This window comes from Paenibacillus polymyxa (assembly GCF_015710975.1).
Taxonomy (GTDB): Bacteria; Bacillota; Bacilli; order Paenibacillales; family Paenibacillaceae; genus Paenibacillus; species Paenibacillus polymyxa.
Map to the genome: position 1 here is coordinate 2,432,274 of NZ_CP049783.1, position 18,837 is coordinate 2,451,110.

The window sequence follows — 18,837 nt, forward strand, 5'->3', positions numbered from 1 at the left end:
GTAAGATGGTTAGCAATGGATAACGCGCTAGCAACTGCCCTGGAATATATTCCAGGGCTTTTTTATGTTTTTTTACATAAATAAAAAAGCCCCTTACCTAATGGTAAGGAGCTCAGCTAAATTCAACAAAACGTTTATTCTAGAGAACCGTCAAAGTCAGCCATTTCCACAAAAATGGTATTGGAGGAGGCAGATTGTTTCTCTACGCGTCCGTCTGGATAACGGAATTGATAGCGCAGGATGGCCTGGGCGATCAAGTACGCGCGGAGTGCAGATTCGATATCGAAGGAGAAGACGATGACGGCTTTATGGTCAGGATCAAGCTGGCCTAACGGGATACCTTGGAGCAGATTAGGATGCGGAATTGGCACAGAGTTCACGGTGACGGTTCTCAGTACAAGGAAATCTTCGGCTGAGAATGGTGCTGTGAGCAATAGCTCCTCTAGCGGAGTGTTGCCGATGTTTTCCACCTGGACGGTGAAGGACAGGGTATCTTCTTGCCCGACACGCAGAGCGCTGGAGCTAAGTGTAAGTTTAGGAATGGCTGCAATGACGGCCACGCCTACAGTGTTGGTTTGAGCGGTTTCCTGCAGGGTCTCTCCACCACTACGACGCGAGGTATATTCGATGGTGGCCTGGTTGCTAAATGTACCATCTGCAGGTGCTTCACGGATTTGTGCCTGGAGCGTAAGGGTGAGCGTCTCTCCTGGTGCAATATCCGGGAGCGTAATACCAGTGCCAGGATTTGCGCCTGGCTGTGCTTTTTCTTGGATAGTCAGGCTGTTGGGCACATAAACAAGTCCATGCGGCAATGGGTCCGTGAACAATGGATACTGCGCCGAGATTCCCCCCTTATTTGTAATCTGAATGGTGAAGGTCAGAGTGTCTCCTACAGAAGCGTCATGGGTGTTCACCTGTTTCACTAATTCAAGCAGTGGGAATACCACTGGGATCGTCACGGTATTTGTAGTCAATGTGCCTGGTACGATTCTTCCTCCAGGCAATGTAAATGAGTAGGTAAAGGCAGCTTGATTTACGATGTAGCCAGATGGTGGTGCCTCGGATACGGTTACCTGATAAGTCAGGGTCAATGACTGACCAGGTTCCACAGAACCTAGACTAACTCCGACAGCAGGATCGGCTTCTGCCAACGATTGACCGTCCAGCTGGATGCTGCCAGGAATGTATAGGGTTCCGGCAGGAATAAAATTCTGCAGAATAACTTCTGAAGTAATGTTGCCAAAGTTATGGAGCAGTACCGTGTAGGTCAGGGTTTCTCCTGCTAGGGCCTCCTTATTTTCTGTGGAGATGTTTGCGGAAAGCTGCGGATCAAAAACAGCTACAGTCACGGTATTGCTGGTGACCTCGCTCGCACCGCCACTATCAGCATACTGAAGTCGCACATTATTATTTAGACGTCCTCCGACCGGCAGAGATTGAACAATTACGGTGTAGGATACGTTAATTGTCTGTCCCGCCTGTAAGCTGCCGATAAAGAGTGGTTCACCCGGCTTGCTAGAGGCAGATGGAGAACCGTTAATTTTCAAGCTGTCCGGATTTATGATGGTGCCACTTGGTACGTAATCGGCTAACACGATGTCGGTAACGACGGAACCTCCATCATTAACAAGGGTCAGCTGATAAGGCACAGCATCACCCAATGCGACAGTAGATACCGTCGTGTGCAGCACAGCTGACAAGGCTCCTTGATCGGCAGCGGCTACTTTAACCGAGACGGAAGGCGAAGTGGTTTGCTGATCTAGGCTTCGCCCATCCGGCAGCTGGTAGGAGTAAGTCAGCGAAGCTTGATTCTCTAGTAAGCCCGACTCAGGGACACGAACGACAAGTGCGGAGAAGACAGTAGTCGTTTTTTCTCCTGGTGCAATAGCGCCTAGCGTAATACCTTGTTCTGGACTGGCACCATATTGAGCAACTCCATTAACCGAAACAGAGCCGGGAACAAAGGAGAGATCAGGTGGCAATAAGTCAGCCAACAAGCCGAAGGCCCCAATATTTCCGGTGTTTTCCGCGATGATGGAATAGGTGACGCTTTGACCCGGATGTGCGATCTCTGTATTGGTTAATTTCGTAAGGTTCACTACAGGCTGGAGTATAGCAACCGTCACAGGATTGGACAAAATGGCACTCGATTCTTCACCATTTGTGAGCAACAAGCGGGCCTGGTTGGTACGCGGTCCCGGCTGTTCGGTAGCTGCGATACGGACTTCAAAGGATATAAGGGTCTTGGTATTCGCTTCTAATGAAGGCAACGGTATGCCATCATTAGGATCGATTCCAGCCACGGTAGACCCGTTAATCTGAACTGAGTCTGTAATAAACTCGATATCCTCTGGCAATGTATCCAGCAAACGGGCATTTTGCACGGTGTCCGCATCCTCGTTATGAATCACGAGTTCATACGTCAGGGTATTGCCAGTAGTGGCGAAAGGTGAGCTTACGCTTTTACTTAAGGTGATATCTAGCGGTGACACGGCAACCTCAACGATGTTGGATAAATGGAATCCGCTAGCCTCTCGGCCATCTGGAGCATTAAAGCGATAGCCTACCTCAGCCTGGTCTACCAGTAGTACAGCTGTAGGGATGGAGGATACCAGCACTTGGAAAGTAACGGTTGCCGATTGTCCTGGTGCTATAGCTGGAGTCGGGATGCCGGAAACTGGGCTTGCACCAGGAGCAGCGATGCCGTTAATCGACACTGTATTTGGAAGGAATACGGAGCCGTCTGGAATATTGTCACTTACCGTAGTTGAGGCAGCAATGTTTCCGGTGTTGGATACGACAATGGTGTAGGTGATGATGTCCCCTATGGTGGCATTGTTGGTACTGCTTGTTTTGACTGCTGTCAGGATCGGCTGGAAGACTGGAATAGTCACCACATTAGATATTGAGCTGCCAGTAAATGCCCCGCTGGTAAAGCTAACTGATGCCTGATTGGTTAATTGTGCAGGTGCGGGTAAGAAATCAACTCGAACCTGGAATGTAACGGTAGTAACGGCTCCAGGAGTGAGTGTACCGATGGCAATGCCAAATCCCGGATTTCCATCAGGGAAGGAGGTTCCGTTTACAGTAACACTGCCATTCACAAAGGAGCTTCCCGCTGCAATGACATCTGAAACCACTATATTATTGGCGGTACTGATTCCATTGTTGGAGACAGCCAAAGTATAGGTGATGATATCGCCGACAATGGCGTCTGTAGCTGCTGTTCCTTTGACAATGCTCACATCTGGCGAAGATACAGAGATACTAACTGTGTTGGATACAACTGATCCTGATACGGTTCTGCCATCCGGCGGTTGGAAAGTGAATGAGCCTGATGCTTGATCGACCAGTACCTGTGGATTAGGCAGAGCATTGATAACGGTTTGGAAAGTTACGGATACCGTTCCGCCCGGCAGCACAGATCCAACCGGGACGCCCGTTTCGATGGACACACCAGGTTGTGGACTGCCAGCGATACTGACACTGTTGGCAAGGAATGATGATCCGGCAGGGATATTATCACTGATCGTAAGGGCAGCTGCAATATTACCGTTATTCACAGCTGTAATCGTATAGGTTAGTGTATCGCCGACGGAGGCGTTAACAGTGCTCGATGCTTTAGTAAGTGTAATTAACGGCTGGAACACAGGGACGATGAGTGGATCGGAAAAGGCAGTGCCGGTGAACGTTCCGCTGGTAAATGTGACGGATGCAATATCCGTGAGCAGTGGTGGTTGCGGCAAGCTTTGGACAGAAGTTTGGAAACTCACGATAAATGTATTTCCAGGTGCGACGTTTCCGATGACAATTCCAGCAATGGGCGAGGCGTTAGGGAAAGGTACCCCGTCGATAAGGACACTACCCGGAACGAATGAAGTACCTGCTGGGATTGTATCGGTTACAACGGTATCTGTGACGGAATCCACACCGCTATTCGTAATACTCAGTGTATATCTGATCGTATCTCCAACTACAGCGGCTGCCAGACTGGATGTTTTAGTCACCTGAATATTAGGTGCAGACACAGCGACATTAACTGTATTGGATGTGACAGTACCGCTCAGCACTCTACCATCCGGTGGTGAGTACGTAAAGTTCACTTGCCCTTGGTCGGTCAGTATAGGCGGAGTTGGCAGAGACGAGACGATGGTTTGGAAACTTACTGTGATACTGCCTGAAGGGGCCAGTGATCCGAGTGTTATGCCTGTAACTGGCGAAGCTCCTGGCACCAGGATGCCGTTAACGACTACGCTGTTAGGTAATAGTTCAGAACCTACAGGAATGTTATCCGACAGAACAGGTAAAACGGCGATATTTCCAGTATTGGTTAACGTCAAGGTGTAGACCAATGTCGATCCGATCTGTGTGTTGATGGTATTAGCGGTTTTGGTCAGGCCGATGATCGGCTGATAAACGGGCAAGGTCACCGGATCGGATTGCGAAGACGAGGTCAACGCGCCTGAAGTAAAGCTGACAGTCGCTTGGTTGGTTATTTGCGGCGGCTGAGGCAGACTGGCAACGGAGACCTGGAATGTAACGGCTGCTGAGCCACCTACTGCAATGGTGCCTACAGGGATACCTGAGATTGGTGACGCAGCAGGCACAGATGTGCTATTCACGGTCACACTGCCGGGGACAAAGCTGGTGCCTGGCGGCAGTGGATCAGATACGACGGCATTCACGACTGGGCTGATTCCGTTATTCGTAGCGACCACGGTATAAGTAATGGTATCTCCGACTACGGCAACTGTGGCAGAGGCTGTCTTGATAACGTCCACATCCGGCGAAGAGACGGAGACGGTCACGGCCGGAGATACTGCACTTCCGGTCAGGACACGGCCATCTGGTGGCTGATAGCTGAAAGCAGCGGTCGCCTGATTGACCAGTGTACCCGACGCGGGCAGTGAGGTAATAACTGCCTGGAAGGTCAGTGCGACGGTCGTAGCGGCGCCTATAATACCTAAGGGAATCCCGACGGTTGGATCTGAGCCAGGTGCGGCCGTGCCGTTGATCACTACACTATTAGGGATAAAGGCAGCCCCGGCTGGAATCGGATCAGTAAGGACGGTATCGGCGCCAATGTTCCCAGAGTTAGTAACAGAGAATGTGTAGGTCACAGTATCTCCAACCGTAGCTCTTCCCGTTCCTGCACTTTTTGATACAGTGACGATGGGTTGGTACACAGGGATGGTAACGGGGTTGGACACAGAAAATCCATTAAATACACCTGAAGTAAAGCTGACGGTTGCTTCATTGGTAATGGACGCTGGTGACGGCAGTGACTGTACGTTAAGCAAAAAACGAATGGTGGCTCCACCACCGGCTCCAAGCGTCCCGACAGGAATGCCATTTTGCGGGTTGGCTGTAACAACAGGAGTACCATTGATTGTAACGCTGCCCGGTACAAAGGCGGTTCCGAAAGGAATGGTGTCTGTGACGATTACGCCAGTCACTGGATCGAGTCCGTTATTGAACGCAGTTATGACGTAGGGAACAGAATCGCCCACGACAGCGACTGCCACATCAGCTGCCTTCGTAACTGTAACGTTCGGTGATGAGATCGGAATGGATACGGGCAATGCGGCACCGCTGCCGGTCAACGTACGTCCATCCGGCAGTTGGAACGTGTAGTTCACAGTGGCTTGGTTGGTTAGTATAGAGCCAGGTGGTACCGATATGACCACGGCGCTAAATGAGACGGTTACCGTCGCACCTGGGGCGACCGAGCCGATATTAATACCTGTAATCGGGTCTGCCCCGGGAATAGGCGCACCGTTGACCAACACGCTATTTTGATTCAGGCTAAGCGAGCTGGATAACAGATCAAGCACGACTGTCTCTGCGGGCGCATTGCCTGTATTCGTGACAGTGATGATAAAACCAAGCGTATTCCCTACGGTTGCACGATCTGCGCTCAGAGTATTGGTCACATTCAAAATCGGCTGAAATACAGGCAGGCTAACTTGATTCGAGACGGATTGGCCTGCGAAAGCCCCAGAATTAAAGGAGACCGTTGCCTGATCCGTTGACAAACCTGATGCTGGCAAGGAGGTTACTGTGGCCTGGAAAGTGACCGTTGCCGAGCTGGCAGAAGGGACAGTGCCCACGGACACGCCTGTGGCAATGTTGGCTCCCGGTATAGTGACACCGTTGACTTGTACGGAGTTAGGTACAAAAGTAGTACCGTCAGCAATCGGGTCGATAAAGACCGTTCCTGTCACCGGTGTAATGCCATTGTTTGCTGCGGTAATGGTGTACGTTATGGTGTCTCCAAAGGCTACAGACGTCTGATTGACTGTTTTGGTCACGGTGACATCTGGATTGGATACAGGAATAAACACCGGATTCGATTGGACGCTTCCGTTTAATGTTCGACCGTCAGGCGGCTGGAAAGTGAATGTGGCCGAACCTTGATTTAACAGGCCCAAGCCTGTAGGGACAGCATTAATGACCACTTGAAAGGTTAAAGCGACAGAGGATCCTGCTGCAATATTTCCGACCACCACACCCGTTTGGGGGTTAGCCCCGGCAACAGGTAAACCATTTACGGTGACGCTGTTGGGTATAAAGGAGGAGCCTGATGGAATGGCATCGGTAAAGGTAGCTGTTGCTGCTAAATTACCTGTATTTTGGGCGGTCAGTGTATAGACTACGGTATCGCCTACGGTTGCTTGACTCATATTAGCAGTTTTAACGAGGTTGATAATAGGTTGGTAAACGGGAACGACAACGGTGTTGGAGAGTGAGGTGAAATTCAGTGTGCCGCTGGTAAAAGAAACCGTGGCCTGGTCACTCAGTTGGGGTGGATCAGGTAGACTGTTAACAGACACGGAAAAGGTGACCGTTGCTGACGCCCCGGCTGCGATAGAACCGACTGGAATCCCGGTCACGGGGCTGGCTGACGGCAGCGTTGTTCCATTTACGATAACGGAGCCAGGAACAAAAGAGGAGCCTGTCGGAATGGTATCGGTCACGCGGACATCTGTTACGATTGCGATCCCACTATTGGTAGCTGTAATAGTATAGGTTATCGTATCACCAGGAACGGCATCAGTTGCCGAGGTGCTTTTACTGACCTGCACATTGGGCGATGAAACAGGAATTGTGACGATATTGGACGAAACATTGCCGTTAACAATCCGGCCATCGGGCGGTTGAAAGGAAAAGCTGATATTCGCCTGGTCGGTGAGTTGGGGAGGTAAAGGCACGGAAGTAATCACCACCTGAAAAGTTGTTTGAGTTGTGGCTCCTGGTGCAATGGAGCCAATAGACAGACCTGTTGCGGGACTGGCACCCGGAGCAGGAGTACCGTTAACGACCACACTGTTCGGCACCAGTGCCGAGCCTGTGGGGATATTGTCTGTTAATGTGGCAGCAGCAGCAATGTTTCCATTGTTGGTCACTGCCACAGAATACGTAACGATATCGCCAACCGTTGCCTGTAGGGGGTCAGCAATTTTACTTACAGTTAGCACTGGAGCATTGACGGCTACTGTCACCGGATTAGATACTGAAACACCTGAAAAAGCGCCGCTGGTATAGCTGACACGCGCTTGATTGGTGAGCTGCGGTGGGCTCGGCAATGGAGAGGATACCGTGACCCTGAACGTGATCGTCGCCCCTCCTCCTGGGGCAATGCTCCCAACCGGGATACCTAATGCCGGATCTCCGTTAGCCACTGCGATGCCATTCAGTGTTACGCTGCCCGCAGTGAATTGGGAGCCAGGCGGGATCGGATCGGAAACGACCACATTGTTCACTGCCTGGATACCGTTATTGAGTACTGTCAGCGTGTATAACACTGAATCGCCTGGAATGGCAGTGGAACGGTCTGCGGTCTTTGAAATGGACACATTTGGCGCAGACACAGGAATGGATAACACGTTGGATGATGAGCTATCTGTTCGCACTCGCCCATCAGGCAGCGTAAAGGAAATGGCGGCGTTGGCCTGGTCTGTCAGCACAGATGGCGTTGGAAGAGAGGTCACTACAGTTTGAAATGTCAGTGTGATCGGGCTTTGCGGTGACACGGTTCCGATAAAAATACCTGCTGCTGGACTGGCTCCCGGCTGACTAACACCATTGATTACCACGCTGTTCTCTATAAAAGTAGACCCGGAAGGAATAGCATCAGTCAGCGTGACAGAAGCATTATAGTTGCCGCTATTTGTGACCGACAAGGTATACAAAATCGTGTCGCCAATCGTAGCTGCTGTTGTGCTTGCAGATTTGGCGACGCTGATACGCGGCTGATAAACGGGCACAGCAACCGTATTCGTCTGGGAGGTTCCGGTAAAGGTGCCACTGGTAAAACTGACACTGGCCGTGTTTTGCAGCGGCTGTACGGACGGGACGGAATTGACCAGCACGGCATAGGACACTAGAACAGATGCGCCTGCGCTGATGTTGCCGACAGGAATACCGCTTCTGGGGTCAGCCGTGCTCACAGGTGAACCGCCAACGGTTACGCTCCCGGGTACAAATGACACACTACTAGGGAGCGGATCGGTAATCAAGGCGTTGGTGATGGGATCAATTCCGTTATTAACGGCATTTACACTGTAGGTTAGCGTTTCGCCTACACTAACGGATGTGAATCCGGCAGACTTGGTTACTGCTACGTTGGGGAGAGATATGGATACGGAAACGATATTTGAAAGAAGTGTGCCCGACAGGGTTCTCCCGTCTTGCAATTGATAGGAATACTGGAGCTGTCCCTGATCGTTTAATCCACCTCCGGGTGGGAGAGAGTCTACTGTGGTGCGAAACGAGACTGTAATTTGTGCTCCAGGATTCACTGTGCCTACTGGAATTCCGGTATTGGGGTTGGCCCCCGGAACCGAAGATCCGCCAACAATGACGCTCCCTGGAATAAAGGTGGAGCCTGCCGGTACAGTTTCCGTTAAGGTCGTATTTAACACGGCTGTACCGGTGTTGGCGATGAGAAATGAATAAGTAATCGTTCCACCGACGCTGGCACGGTTGGAGCTTGCGCTTTTAGTAATCGTTGGCGCTGCAATCACGACAGGTATAGCTACAAGATTGGACAACGATGATCCGGTAAAGGCACCGGAGGTAAAGCTGACGATCGCGCGATTGTTGATTTGCGCGGGAGAAGGCAATGAATTAATGGCTGCTCGAAATACAATCGTTACCGATGCGCCTGGAGCTAAAGTGCCAATTGGAATCCCGGTTACAGGCGAAGCTGTCGTAGCTGGTGTCCCGTTTATGGTGACGCTGCCGGGTACGAAGGCAACTCCACTAGGTAGCGGATCAGTTACCACGACATTGGTCACATTTGCAATGCCGTTGTTTGTGGCGGTTATCGTAAACTGAACGGTTTCGCCAACAGCGGCAGCCGCTAGGGAAGAGGCTTTGGTCACGGTCACATTCGGCGAGGATACAGGAATGGTGAGCGTGTTGGATGTGCCGTTTCCATTCAATATACGTCCGTCAGGTGGCGTAAAGGTGTACGTGTAGGTCGCCTGATCTATCAAGTTGCCAGAGGCAGGAACAGCATTGACGAGGGTTTGGAAGGTCACCGGTATAGTAGACCCTGTATTAATCGTTCCTACTGAAAAGCCAGCAGCAGGATTGGCAGCAGGCACGGAAGAACCGCCAATGGTCACACTGCCCGGAACAAAGGATGAGCCCGCCGGGATGCTCTCTGTAAAGTTGAGATTCGCAGCAATGCTACCCGTGTTGGATATTTGAAACGTGTACGTAATGGTGTCTCCTACTGTAGCAGCCGATGTATTGGCACTTTTAACAATCCCAATAACGGGTTGATAGATCGGTGTACTCGCAGTATTGGAAGGAACATTACCAGAAATGACAGGCCCGCCAGGCACGGTTTGAAAGGAAAAGGCTGCCGATGCCTGATTGCCTAGCTGCGCATTGGCTGGCAATGAGGTGACTGTTGCTCGGAATGTAATGGTTACCGTGGAAGAAGGAGCTACGCTGCCCACTGTAATACCTGTTGCAGGATTGGCTGTGGGCTGGGCAGTGCCCGCGACAATAACGCTGCCGGGTACAAAGGTAGCTCCGGCTGGTATGGTGTCGGTAAGTACTGTGTTAGACGCGCTGACGAGCCCCGTATTTGAAATGTTAACCGTGTAAGTAACTGTATCGCCAATAACCAATCCCGTAGAGCTAGCAGTTTTGGTTAGAGTCACCAGCGGAGCATTGATATCAATTTGAATGGCATTGGCATTGACGGTATAAATATCGCCATTAGTGGTTAGTTGAAGGACACCGCTGGTTTGGCTGTTTAGCAGTGTGGAGGAGATATCGACGTTGGTAATGTCCCAGCCTTGCCGTCCCCCCGTGACCTGCGTCCCAGGTGTCCCATTCACCGCATTAGTGGTACCGAAGCTCCCTGTCGTGACGAGTGTGCCATCATCCCCGTTAATTTGCGACGCAAAAAAATTAGTCGAAAAATTGTTGGGCCCAGACAGCGCAGTTAAGCTGGATGTGGTAGGTCCAAATAACGCACGATCCCCGGTGATATCCACGTCACCCTCTTGGGCGCTAATTAACGCCCTGCCGCGCAAAGTCCCCTGTACAGGCGTGGCAAACCCGCTCACTACCACGTTGACCGAGCCAGTAGCGCTGCTAACTCCTTCACCGCCTACACGCAGCGATAGGTTACGGAAGGGGAGAGACGGGTTATTGTATACCACTGCCAGTGTCCATCCAGCGTGGTTGGTGTTGGTAGAATCGGGGACCGTGATGGTGCCCGTTACATTTCCGACCGTGTATGCCCCTGCGCCGCCTTGAATGACCAAATTTGTTACATTTGCGGTTCTCACATAGGTACTGAGACTGGTGACGTTGACCGATGTTGCAGATTCAGGGCTGACTGTAGTAGATAAAGCAGGCGTCTGAAATGTGATCGGATTGCTGGCGCTGGACAATACATTGGTACTGCCGTTGGCATAGCTTCCTCCCCAAATAAGCTCAGCATACAGCACTGTACTGCCCGCAGGGAGCACGAGGAATGCTGTCGATGAGTTACTGGCAAAGGCAGAAGTCGTGCCGAATGGATACGTGCCGAAGCGTGAGGCTGTATTGGTTGTGATGAAAGCGCCGATGCTGGTCGCAGTACCCGGCACCCCTACCGAAGCAGAACGTGCCAGCCCGAGTGTATTCCCTATAAAGGTAATAGCCCCGGTCTGGTTCGTTGCGTAACGCTGAATAAAAGCCATGGATTAACTTCCTACTTTCCATCTCTTCCCAATTAGATACCTCAGAGATTTTTGAAGGGGAAGAGCCAGCTAGGCTGGGTGTAATGATCCTTTCGTATAAATTGCCTGCATGATAATCAGGTCTTGCATACGGCATAAGTTCCTATACCTGATTCAGCTTGATATGGCCCCCCCTCCTCCTTCGATAAAATAGATTAGCATGAGCTCCAAATAGTGGATCTGTCACGACACCAGCGGAGTAGCTATTTAAATATCTCTTCATTATTCACATATGTATGCGAGCTAAAATTAAACATGACCCTTTTCATAGAATGGCGTTATTGGAAGCGTTTTATCGAATCATGAGGGATTTTGTAAAAATCCGTCGAAATGTTGATAGGTTTTTTTACTTGGCGTTAACATATGTGTTATACTGAAGAGGCAAAGGAGGCGTGCCCTATGAACTTAACAGTACGAGGTCAACAGATCGAGGTTACCGACGCTTTGAAGGACTACGTTGAAAAGAAATTCAGCAGACTTGAGAAGTATTTCGATGCACCCCCGACGTCTGATGGAAGTGTAACGTTAAGCACAACCAGAGATTTGCACACTGTAGAAGTAACCATTCCTTTGCCGGGGCTTGTACTCCGTGCCGAAGACGAAAGCGATGACATGTATGCATCCATTGATGCCGTGGTAGACAAGCTAGAACGGCAAATTCGCAAGCACAAAACTAAGCTTAACCGGAAATTCCGGCAGGAAGGTAGTTTGAAAACTCTTTTTGTGGAAGATCCAGCGGGTAGCGTGGCTGTTGCCGAAGATGAGGATGCGGAAATGGATGAGCTGGAAGTCGTTCGTACCAAGCGTTTCTTGTTGAAACCTATGGATGTGGAAGAAGCTATTCTGCAAATGAACATGGTTGGACATAATTTCTTCGTATTTTCTAATATTGATAATGAGGAAGTTAACGTAGTTTACAAACGCAATGATGGTAAATACGGTCTGATCGAACGAGAATAGCCTGTGAAGCAGAAACTCATCACATTTTAAAGTGAATAGAATGTTTTCGATTGAAGCATGCTTCATGGATATTAGGAAAATGATCATAACACGAGCCTTATCCTTGCGAACCTGGCGGGATAGGGCTCTTTTATATGTTTATTGTAAACATGATTGAAAATTTCAGCTTGGACAGGTGTAACCAATTGTGTATTTCGTGCGTCAATTGTTTTGGTATCTTTAACCGGATGCAAATCTGGAGGCTGCTTGTGTTGCGGCATGTCCTACAAACTGTTACAATTTATGCAAAGAACATCGCACGATGGGCTGGTATAGCCGGGCCTGTCAAACATATCGGGAATCAATTTCATCATGGACCCTTTCTTATTGTGAAATTGATTCTATTAATTGTTTTGCGCGAAAGGGGTAAACCATGCTAGGAATTGTCAAAAAAATTTTTGGGGATACAAATGAACGTGACGTCAAACGTTTAATGAAGACGGTTGAACTGATCAATAAAATAGAGCCTGATTTTGAGAAGCTCTCGGATGAGGAACTGAAAGCCAAGACGGCGGAGTTTAGAGAGCGGATTGAACAAGGTGCTACGGCTGAAGAAGTGCTGCCGGAAGCTTTTGCAACGGTTCGTGAAGCGTCCAAGCGGGTGCTGGGCAAACGTCACTATGACGTACAGATGCTCGGCGGTATTGCGTTGCACGAAGGAAAAATCGCAGAAATGAAAACCGGTGAAGGTAAAACACTGGTGGGAACATTGCCGGTTTATTTGAACGCTCTGTTGGGCAAAGGTGTGCACGTGGTTACAGTCAATGACTATTTGGCACAACGCGACAGCGGAGAAATGGGACAAATTTATAATTTCTTGGGAATGAGCGTAGGTCTGAACCTGGCCAATATGGATCATGCTGCCAAACAGGAAGCTTATGCTTGTGATATTACGTATGGTACAAACAATGAGTTCGGGTTCGATTATCTGCGCGATAATATGGTGCTTTACAAAGAACAGATGGTACAGCGTCCGTTGTACTTCTGTATCATTGATGAAGTGGATTCCATTCTCGTCGATGAAGCTCGTACACCATTGATCATTTCAGGACAAGCTCAAAAATCGACCGAGCTATATTTTGCGGCTGATCGTTTTGTGAAGAGCCTGAATGTTGAAGAAGACTACACGCTGGATATTAAGGTGAAGTCAGTTGCTTTGACCGAAAACGGCGTATCCAAGGCTGAAAATTTCTTTGGTCTTGAAAACCTGTACGATCAGGAAAGTGTTACAATCAATCACCACATCGTACAAGCCTTGAAAGCTAACGCTATTATGCGTTTGGATGTGGACTATGTCGTGGCTGATGGTGAGGTCCTGATTGTCGATGAGTTTACAGGTCGTCTGATGGCTGGACGTCGTTACAGTGATGGTTTGCACCAAGCTATTGAAGCGAAGGAAAACATCATTGTCCAAAATGAAAGCATGACACTGGCGACAATTACATTCCAAAACTATTTCCGTATGTACCGCAAATTGGCGGGGATGACGGGTACAGCGAAAACAGAAGAAGAAGAATTCAAAAAAATCTACGGTCTGGAAGTGCTCCAAATTCCGACGAACAAGCCTAACCAGCGTGTAGATATGCCTGACGTAGTATACAAGAGCGTGAAGGGCAAATTCCATGCTGTAGTAGACGAAATTCTGGAGCGTAACAAAAAGAACCAGCCGATATTGGTAGGTACGGTTTCTATTGAAAACTCGGAGCTTCTTTCTGAAATGTTGAAACGCAAAGGCGTTCGTCATAAAGTACTTAACGCCAAATATCATGCGGAAGAAGCTGAGATTATTTCCCGTGCAGGTGAAGCTGGCGCGGTTACCATCGCTACTAACATGGCTGGACGTGGTACTGACATCGTACTGGGCGAAGGCGTTGCAGAACTCGGTGGTTTGCACATCATCGGTACAGAACGTCATGAATCCCGTCGTATTGATAATCAGCTTCGCGGACGTGCAGGACGTCAGGGTGATCCGGGCTCCACACAGTTTTACTTATCGCTGGGCGATGAGTTAATGAAGCGTTTTGGTGCAGATAACGTACTGAATATGATGGAGCGCTTGGGCTTCGAGGAAGATCAGCCTATCGAGAGCCGTATGATTTCGCGTGCTATCGAATCAGCTCAAAAACGTGTCGAAGGGAATAACTTTGATCAGCGTAAAGTCGTTCTTCAATATGATGACGTGATGAATCAGCAGCGTGCTATTATCTACAAACAACGCCGTGAGGTGCTGGAATCAGAGAACATCAAGGAAATTGTGTTCGACATGATCAAGCCTGTCATTGAGCGTGTAGTGGAAGCTCACTGTGGTGATGATATCCCTGAAAACTGGGAACTGGAAGAAGTTGCAGAGTATGTGAACAACAACCTGCTTGAGGAAAACACACTTTCGCGCGACGATCTGTGGGGTAAGGAAAAAGAAGAGATGGTCGATATGATCTTCGAAAAAGTTACCAACAGATACCACAGCCGTGAAGAGATGATCGGCGAAGAAATGGTACGTGAGTTCGAGAAGGTTATCGTATTGCGTGCGGTTGACAGCAAATGGATGGATCATATTGATGCTATGGATCAATTGCGTCAAGGTATTCACTTGCGTGCTTATGGTGGTACTGATCCATTGCGTGAATACCAATTTGAAGGTTTCGAAATGTTCCATGCTATGATCGCCAGCATCCAAGAGGAAGTTGCGACCTACATTATGAAAGCACAAATCGAATCCAACCAAGAGCGTCAGGCTGTCGTTGATGAAGATAAAATCTCGACGAGTGGCGAACCTGCGGCTCCCAAAAAGAAATCCGCTCCTTCGCGTCCGCGTAGAAAATAACGGATTGAAATTAAGGGATAGGTCTTGATATACACTATCCTCTGCAATGCATATAATGGCAGGCGGCAGTTCAACCACTGACCGTCGGCCATTTTGTGCCATCAGGGGACGACACTGATGTATTCAATATAACTCTTCTGCGAGATGGCCAGGTTGAATATGGTGATGACTGTGCTCTCCTAGTTCTTTTAAAACAATTATGACAAGCAAGTAGGTCCCTGCTTGCTTGTCAGTGAATTCAGCAGTTGATCTGGCTCACATACCAGAGCCTGTTATTTAAAAGCAGTTTGACTTTACGGCGGTCGGGAGCGAAGCGGAGGATTTAAATCTGGAGAAGCGTCAGCGTTCGTAAGATCAAATCATTCGCGCAGCGTCTCTTACCCAGCCGTAACTCAAAACGCTTTACTCCCCCTAACCCTATATTAAAAGGAGAATGACACCATGATTGATCCAAGTGTAAAACATGATTTACGAGAAATAGGCAAGAAACTAACAAACCTTAGGGGGTCTCTTTGACTTAGATCTCAAACAGGAAATGATCGCGAACTTTGAGGAAAAGATGGCAGCGCCTGATTTTTGGGATGATAACGAAAAGGCCCAAGGCGTAATTGCTGAAATGAATGCTGTGAAATCTTCTGTGGACAGCTATGAACAGCTGCGTCAGGAATATGAAGATGCAGGTATGATGGTTGAGCTGGCTGAAGAAGAAGGCGATGAAGCGCTGGCTGGAGAAGTTGAAAACAGTATCAAATCCCTGCTGAGCAAGCTGGAGGAATTTGAGCTGCAATTGCTTTTAAATCAGCCCTATGACAAGCTTAATGCTATTCTGGAGCTGCACCCGGGGGCAGGCGGTACCGAGTCTCAGGACTGGGGACAAATGCTGCTGCGTATGTATACACGCTGGGGTGAAAAACGAGGCTTTAAGGTAGAGACCCTGGATTATCTGGCAGGTGATGAAGCGGGAATTAAGAGTGTAACCCTCTTGATCAAAGGCTACAATGCCTACGGTTATCTCAAGGCGGAGAAAGGCGTACATCGGTTGGTTCGCATCTCTCCATTTGATTCCTCCGGTCGTCGACATACATCGTTCGTGTCTTGTGATGTAGTACCGGAAATTGCGGATGATGTGGATATTGAGATCCGCACGGAAGATCTTAAAATTGATACGTACCGGGCCAGCGGTGCAGGTGGTCAGCATATTAATACGACCGACTCGGCTGTTCGGATTACGCATTTGCCTACCGGTATTGTCGTGACTTGCCAAAATGAACGCTCCCAGATCAAGAACCGTGAACGTGCGATGACGATGCTTCGTTCCAAGCTCTACGAGCGCAAGATTGAAGAACAACAGCAGCAATTGGACGAAATTCGTGGTGAACAGTCCGACATTGCATGGGGCAGCCAAATTCGCTCCTACGTGTTCCATCCATATAGCATGGTTAAGGATCACCGTACCAGCGTGGAAACTGGCAATGTAGGAGCTGTTATGGATGGCGATCTCGATCCGTTCATCGATGGTTACCTGCGCAGCCAAATTAAGCTGGACGCAGAATAATTGTCTGTACGTTTTCCTACAGAACCGCAGTCTACGTGCCTGCGGCCTGTAGGAATTTTTGTGTGACGGTATTTTTATTAAAGGAGAACGTGAATGATGTCTCAATTGAACCCTCCCACTGCCCGCCGAAGAAGGCGTAAGCCTCTGATTGCCGCCAGTGGACCAGCGCGTAACGTGACCGATGTTTTGCTAATTATACTCGGCTCCTTCATTACAGCGTTGACCTTTAACATGTTCTTGCTGCCCAACCGGATTGCATCCGGGGGTGTATCTGGCTTGTCTATCTTGGGCGAGGAGCTGTTTGGCCTGGAACCGGCCTATACGCAATGGGGAATGAACATTCCGTTATTTATAGCAGGAGTACTGCTGTTAGGAAAAAAGTATGGCTTGCGTTCCCTGCTGGGCAGCATCATGCTGCCACTATTTGTTTATGTGACGAAGGATTGGGCAGTCCCGACAACCAATCCGTTGCTGGCTTCGCTGTATGGTGGAATCGGAGTAGGATTGGGCTTGGGCACTGTGTTTCGTGGCAGAGGCTCGACGGGTGGACTGGCTATTTTAGCACAGATTATTCAAAAGTATACCGGTTTTAGCCTTTCCCTTTGTGTCATGCTGATGGATGGCACGGTAATCACACTAGCTGGTTTCGCCCTATCGCCGGAGCGAGCTCTGTATGCATTGATTGGCTTGTTTGTAACCGGCAAGGTTATTGATGCTGTAGAAATGGGACTGGGCTACTCCAAAGTGGCTTACATCATATCCAATCAAAAGGAAAAGATCACGCAAACTATTTTACAGGATTTGGATCGGGGTTTGACAGAGCTTGCAGGACGGGGGGGTTACACGAACGAAGAACGTCCTGTACTTATGGTTGTAGTCGGGCAAAACGAGGTAACCCGCCTCAAAACGCTCGTTCGCTTGGTAGACCCGGAAGCTTTTGTGATTATTAGTAATACACGTGAGGTATTGGGTGAAGGGTTCAAAAGGGAAGGCTAGCATGATATGGTCTTCTGGACGCTTGCTCTTAACTGAATCAATGCAGAAGAGCCCACTGATGTAGTGGGCTTTTCTCTTTTCAGAACAGCTTTATCAAGCCTTTTTTGGTAACAGATCAAGCCAATCTGCTGCTTGTCCTTGATTAAAATATGAGGTCGGTACTCCTTTTACTCCGGTTTTGACCATAAATAAACCGCCTGCTAGTGGTTGATCGGTATTATCGCCATCTTGAGCAGTTGTGATATACAACTCATCCAGATGTTCACCGCCAAAAGCACATGAAGTCACACAATTGACTGGAAGTGAAACCTCAGCAATTACTTCTCCCTGAGCAGAATGGATACGAGAAACGCGTTTACCGCCCCAACGCGCGATCCACAACATGCCCTCTGCATCGATGGTCATGCCATCTGGATATCCTTCACTTTCATCCAATCTAGCTATCACTTGCTTATTCTTAATGGTTCCCTGTGTCACATCGTAATCGAAGGAGACCACTTCCAAGGTCGGAGTATCGATATAATACATGGTACGATGATCTGAGCTCCAGGCTAAGCCATTAGATGTGGAAGCTTTATCGATCAGTAAGAAGACGCTTCCCTTTGTGGTCAGACTATACAACGCTCCTTGCGCGCGTTCGCCATTTAAACTCATAGTTCCTGCCAAAAAACGTCCGGCAGGATCACATTTACCATCATTAAATCGATTGCCTGTTCTACCTTCCTCAGGATCATGGATCAATACTTTCATTCCGGTCTCTATATCCAGACAATATAGACCGCTGATCATGGCCACGATTACTTTATTTTTAAGATAAGGTACAACTGCACTAATATGTTCGCCCACATCTATGGTACGATCTGTGCCTGTAGATGGATCGTAAATGTGTAATTGAAAACCCTCAATATCGACCCAAAATAAACGTTGCGACTGATGATCCCAACTGGGACCCTCGCCTAACTTGGCTTTAGCATCTATCACTAAATTCGCTGTATATGTTTTGATGTGTAGCACCCCTAACGTATAGGTTTATTTTCGTACATACTCACTCTTTATACCCTATTCAATGTCCAACGAATACATAAGTGCAGCAAATGTATAAACCGGATGAATACCAATATACAACATAATATATAAAGGGAACGCTCCTTTTCTTATGCAAAATAGAAGACTAGATTCGCAAGGGGGTCTGTCTTTTTTGTTTTCCTTAATTT

General features: G+C 48.7%; 6 protein-coding genes. 4 read left to right on the plus strand and 2 right to left on the minus strand.

Going from position 1 to position 18,837, the window contains the following annotated elements; translation table 11 throughout:
* Positions 1-134: 134 nt before the first annotated feature.
* Positions 135-11,210, minus strand: a complete 11,076-nt coding sequence (locus G7035_RS10975) for a DUF11 domain-containing protein (protein WP_019688778.1) — start codon at positions 11,208-11,210, stop codon at positions 135-137.
* A 438-nt stretch (positions 11,211-11,648) separates the two neighbouring features.
* Between G7035_RS10975 and hpf the strand changes: the two genes are divergently transcribed.
* From hpf to G7035_RS10995, 4 genes are all read left to right on the plus strand, one after another.
* Positions 11,649-12,209 (plus strand): ribosome hibernation-promoting factor, HPF/YfiA family, encoded by a 561-nt coding sequence (gene hpf / locus G7035_RS10980; RefSeq protein WP_016822933.1) that lies wholly within the window; start codon positions 11,649-11,651, stop codon positions 12,207-12,209.
* A gap of 412 nt (positions 12,210-12,621) precedes the next feature.
* Entirely contained in the window at positions 12,622-15,072 is a 2,451-nt protein-coding gene (gene secA, locus G7035_RS10985) for a preprotein translocase subunit SecA (RefSeq protein WP_017427086.1), read from the plus strand.
* 441 nt (positions 15,073-15,513) lie between these two features.
* Positions 15,514-16,627, plus strand: a protein-coding gene (gene prfB / locus G7035_RS10990) for a peptide chain release factor 2 (protein ID WP_100212693.1) whose coding sequence is annotated in 2 segments (ribosomal slippage) — positions 15,514-15,585 and positions 15,587-16,627 — 1,113 coding nt in all. Because the reading frame shifts where the segments join, the coding sequence is not laid out codon by codon here.
* A 96-nt stretch (positions 16,628-16,723) separates the two neighbouring features.
* Positions 16,724-17,623, plus strand: coding sequence for a YitT family protein (locus G7035_RS10995; RefSeq protein WP_019688777.1), 900 nt, complete (start codon positions 16,724-16,726; stop codon positions 17,621-17,623).
* 93 nt (positions 17,624-17,716) lie between these two features.
* Here G7035_RS10995 and G7035_RS11000 read toward each other — a convergent pair whose 3' ends face one another.
* Entirely contained in the window at positions 17,717-18,604 is an 888-nt protein-coding gene (locus G7035_RS11000; RefSeq protein WP_019688776.1) for an SMP-30/gluconolactonase/LRE family protein, read from the minus strand.
* Between the last annotated feature and the right edge of the window lie 233 nt (positions 18,605-18,837).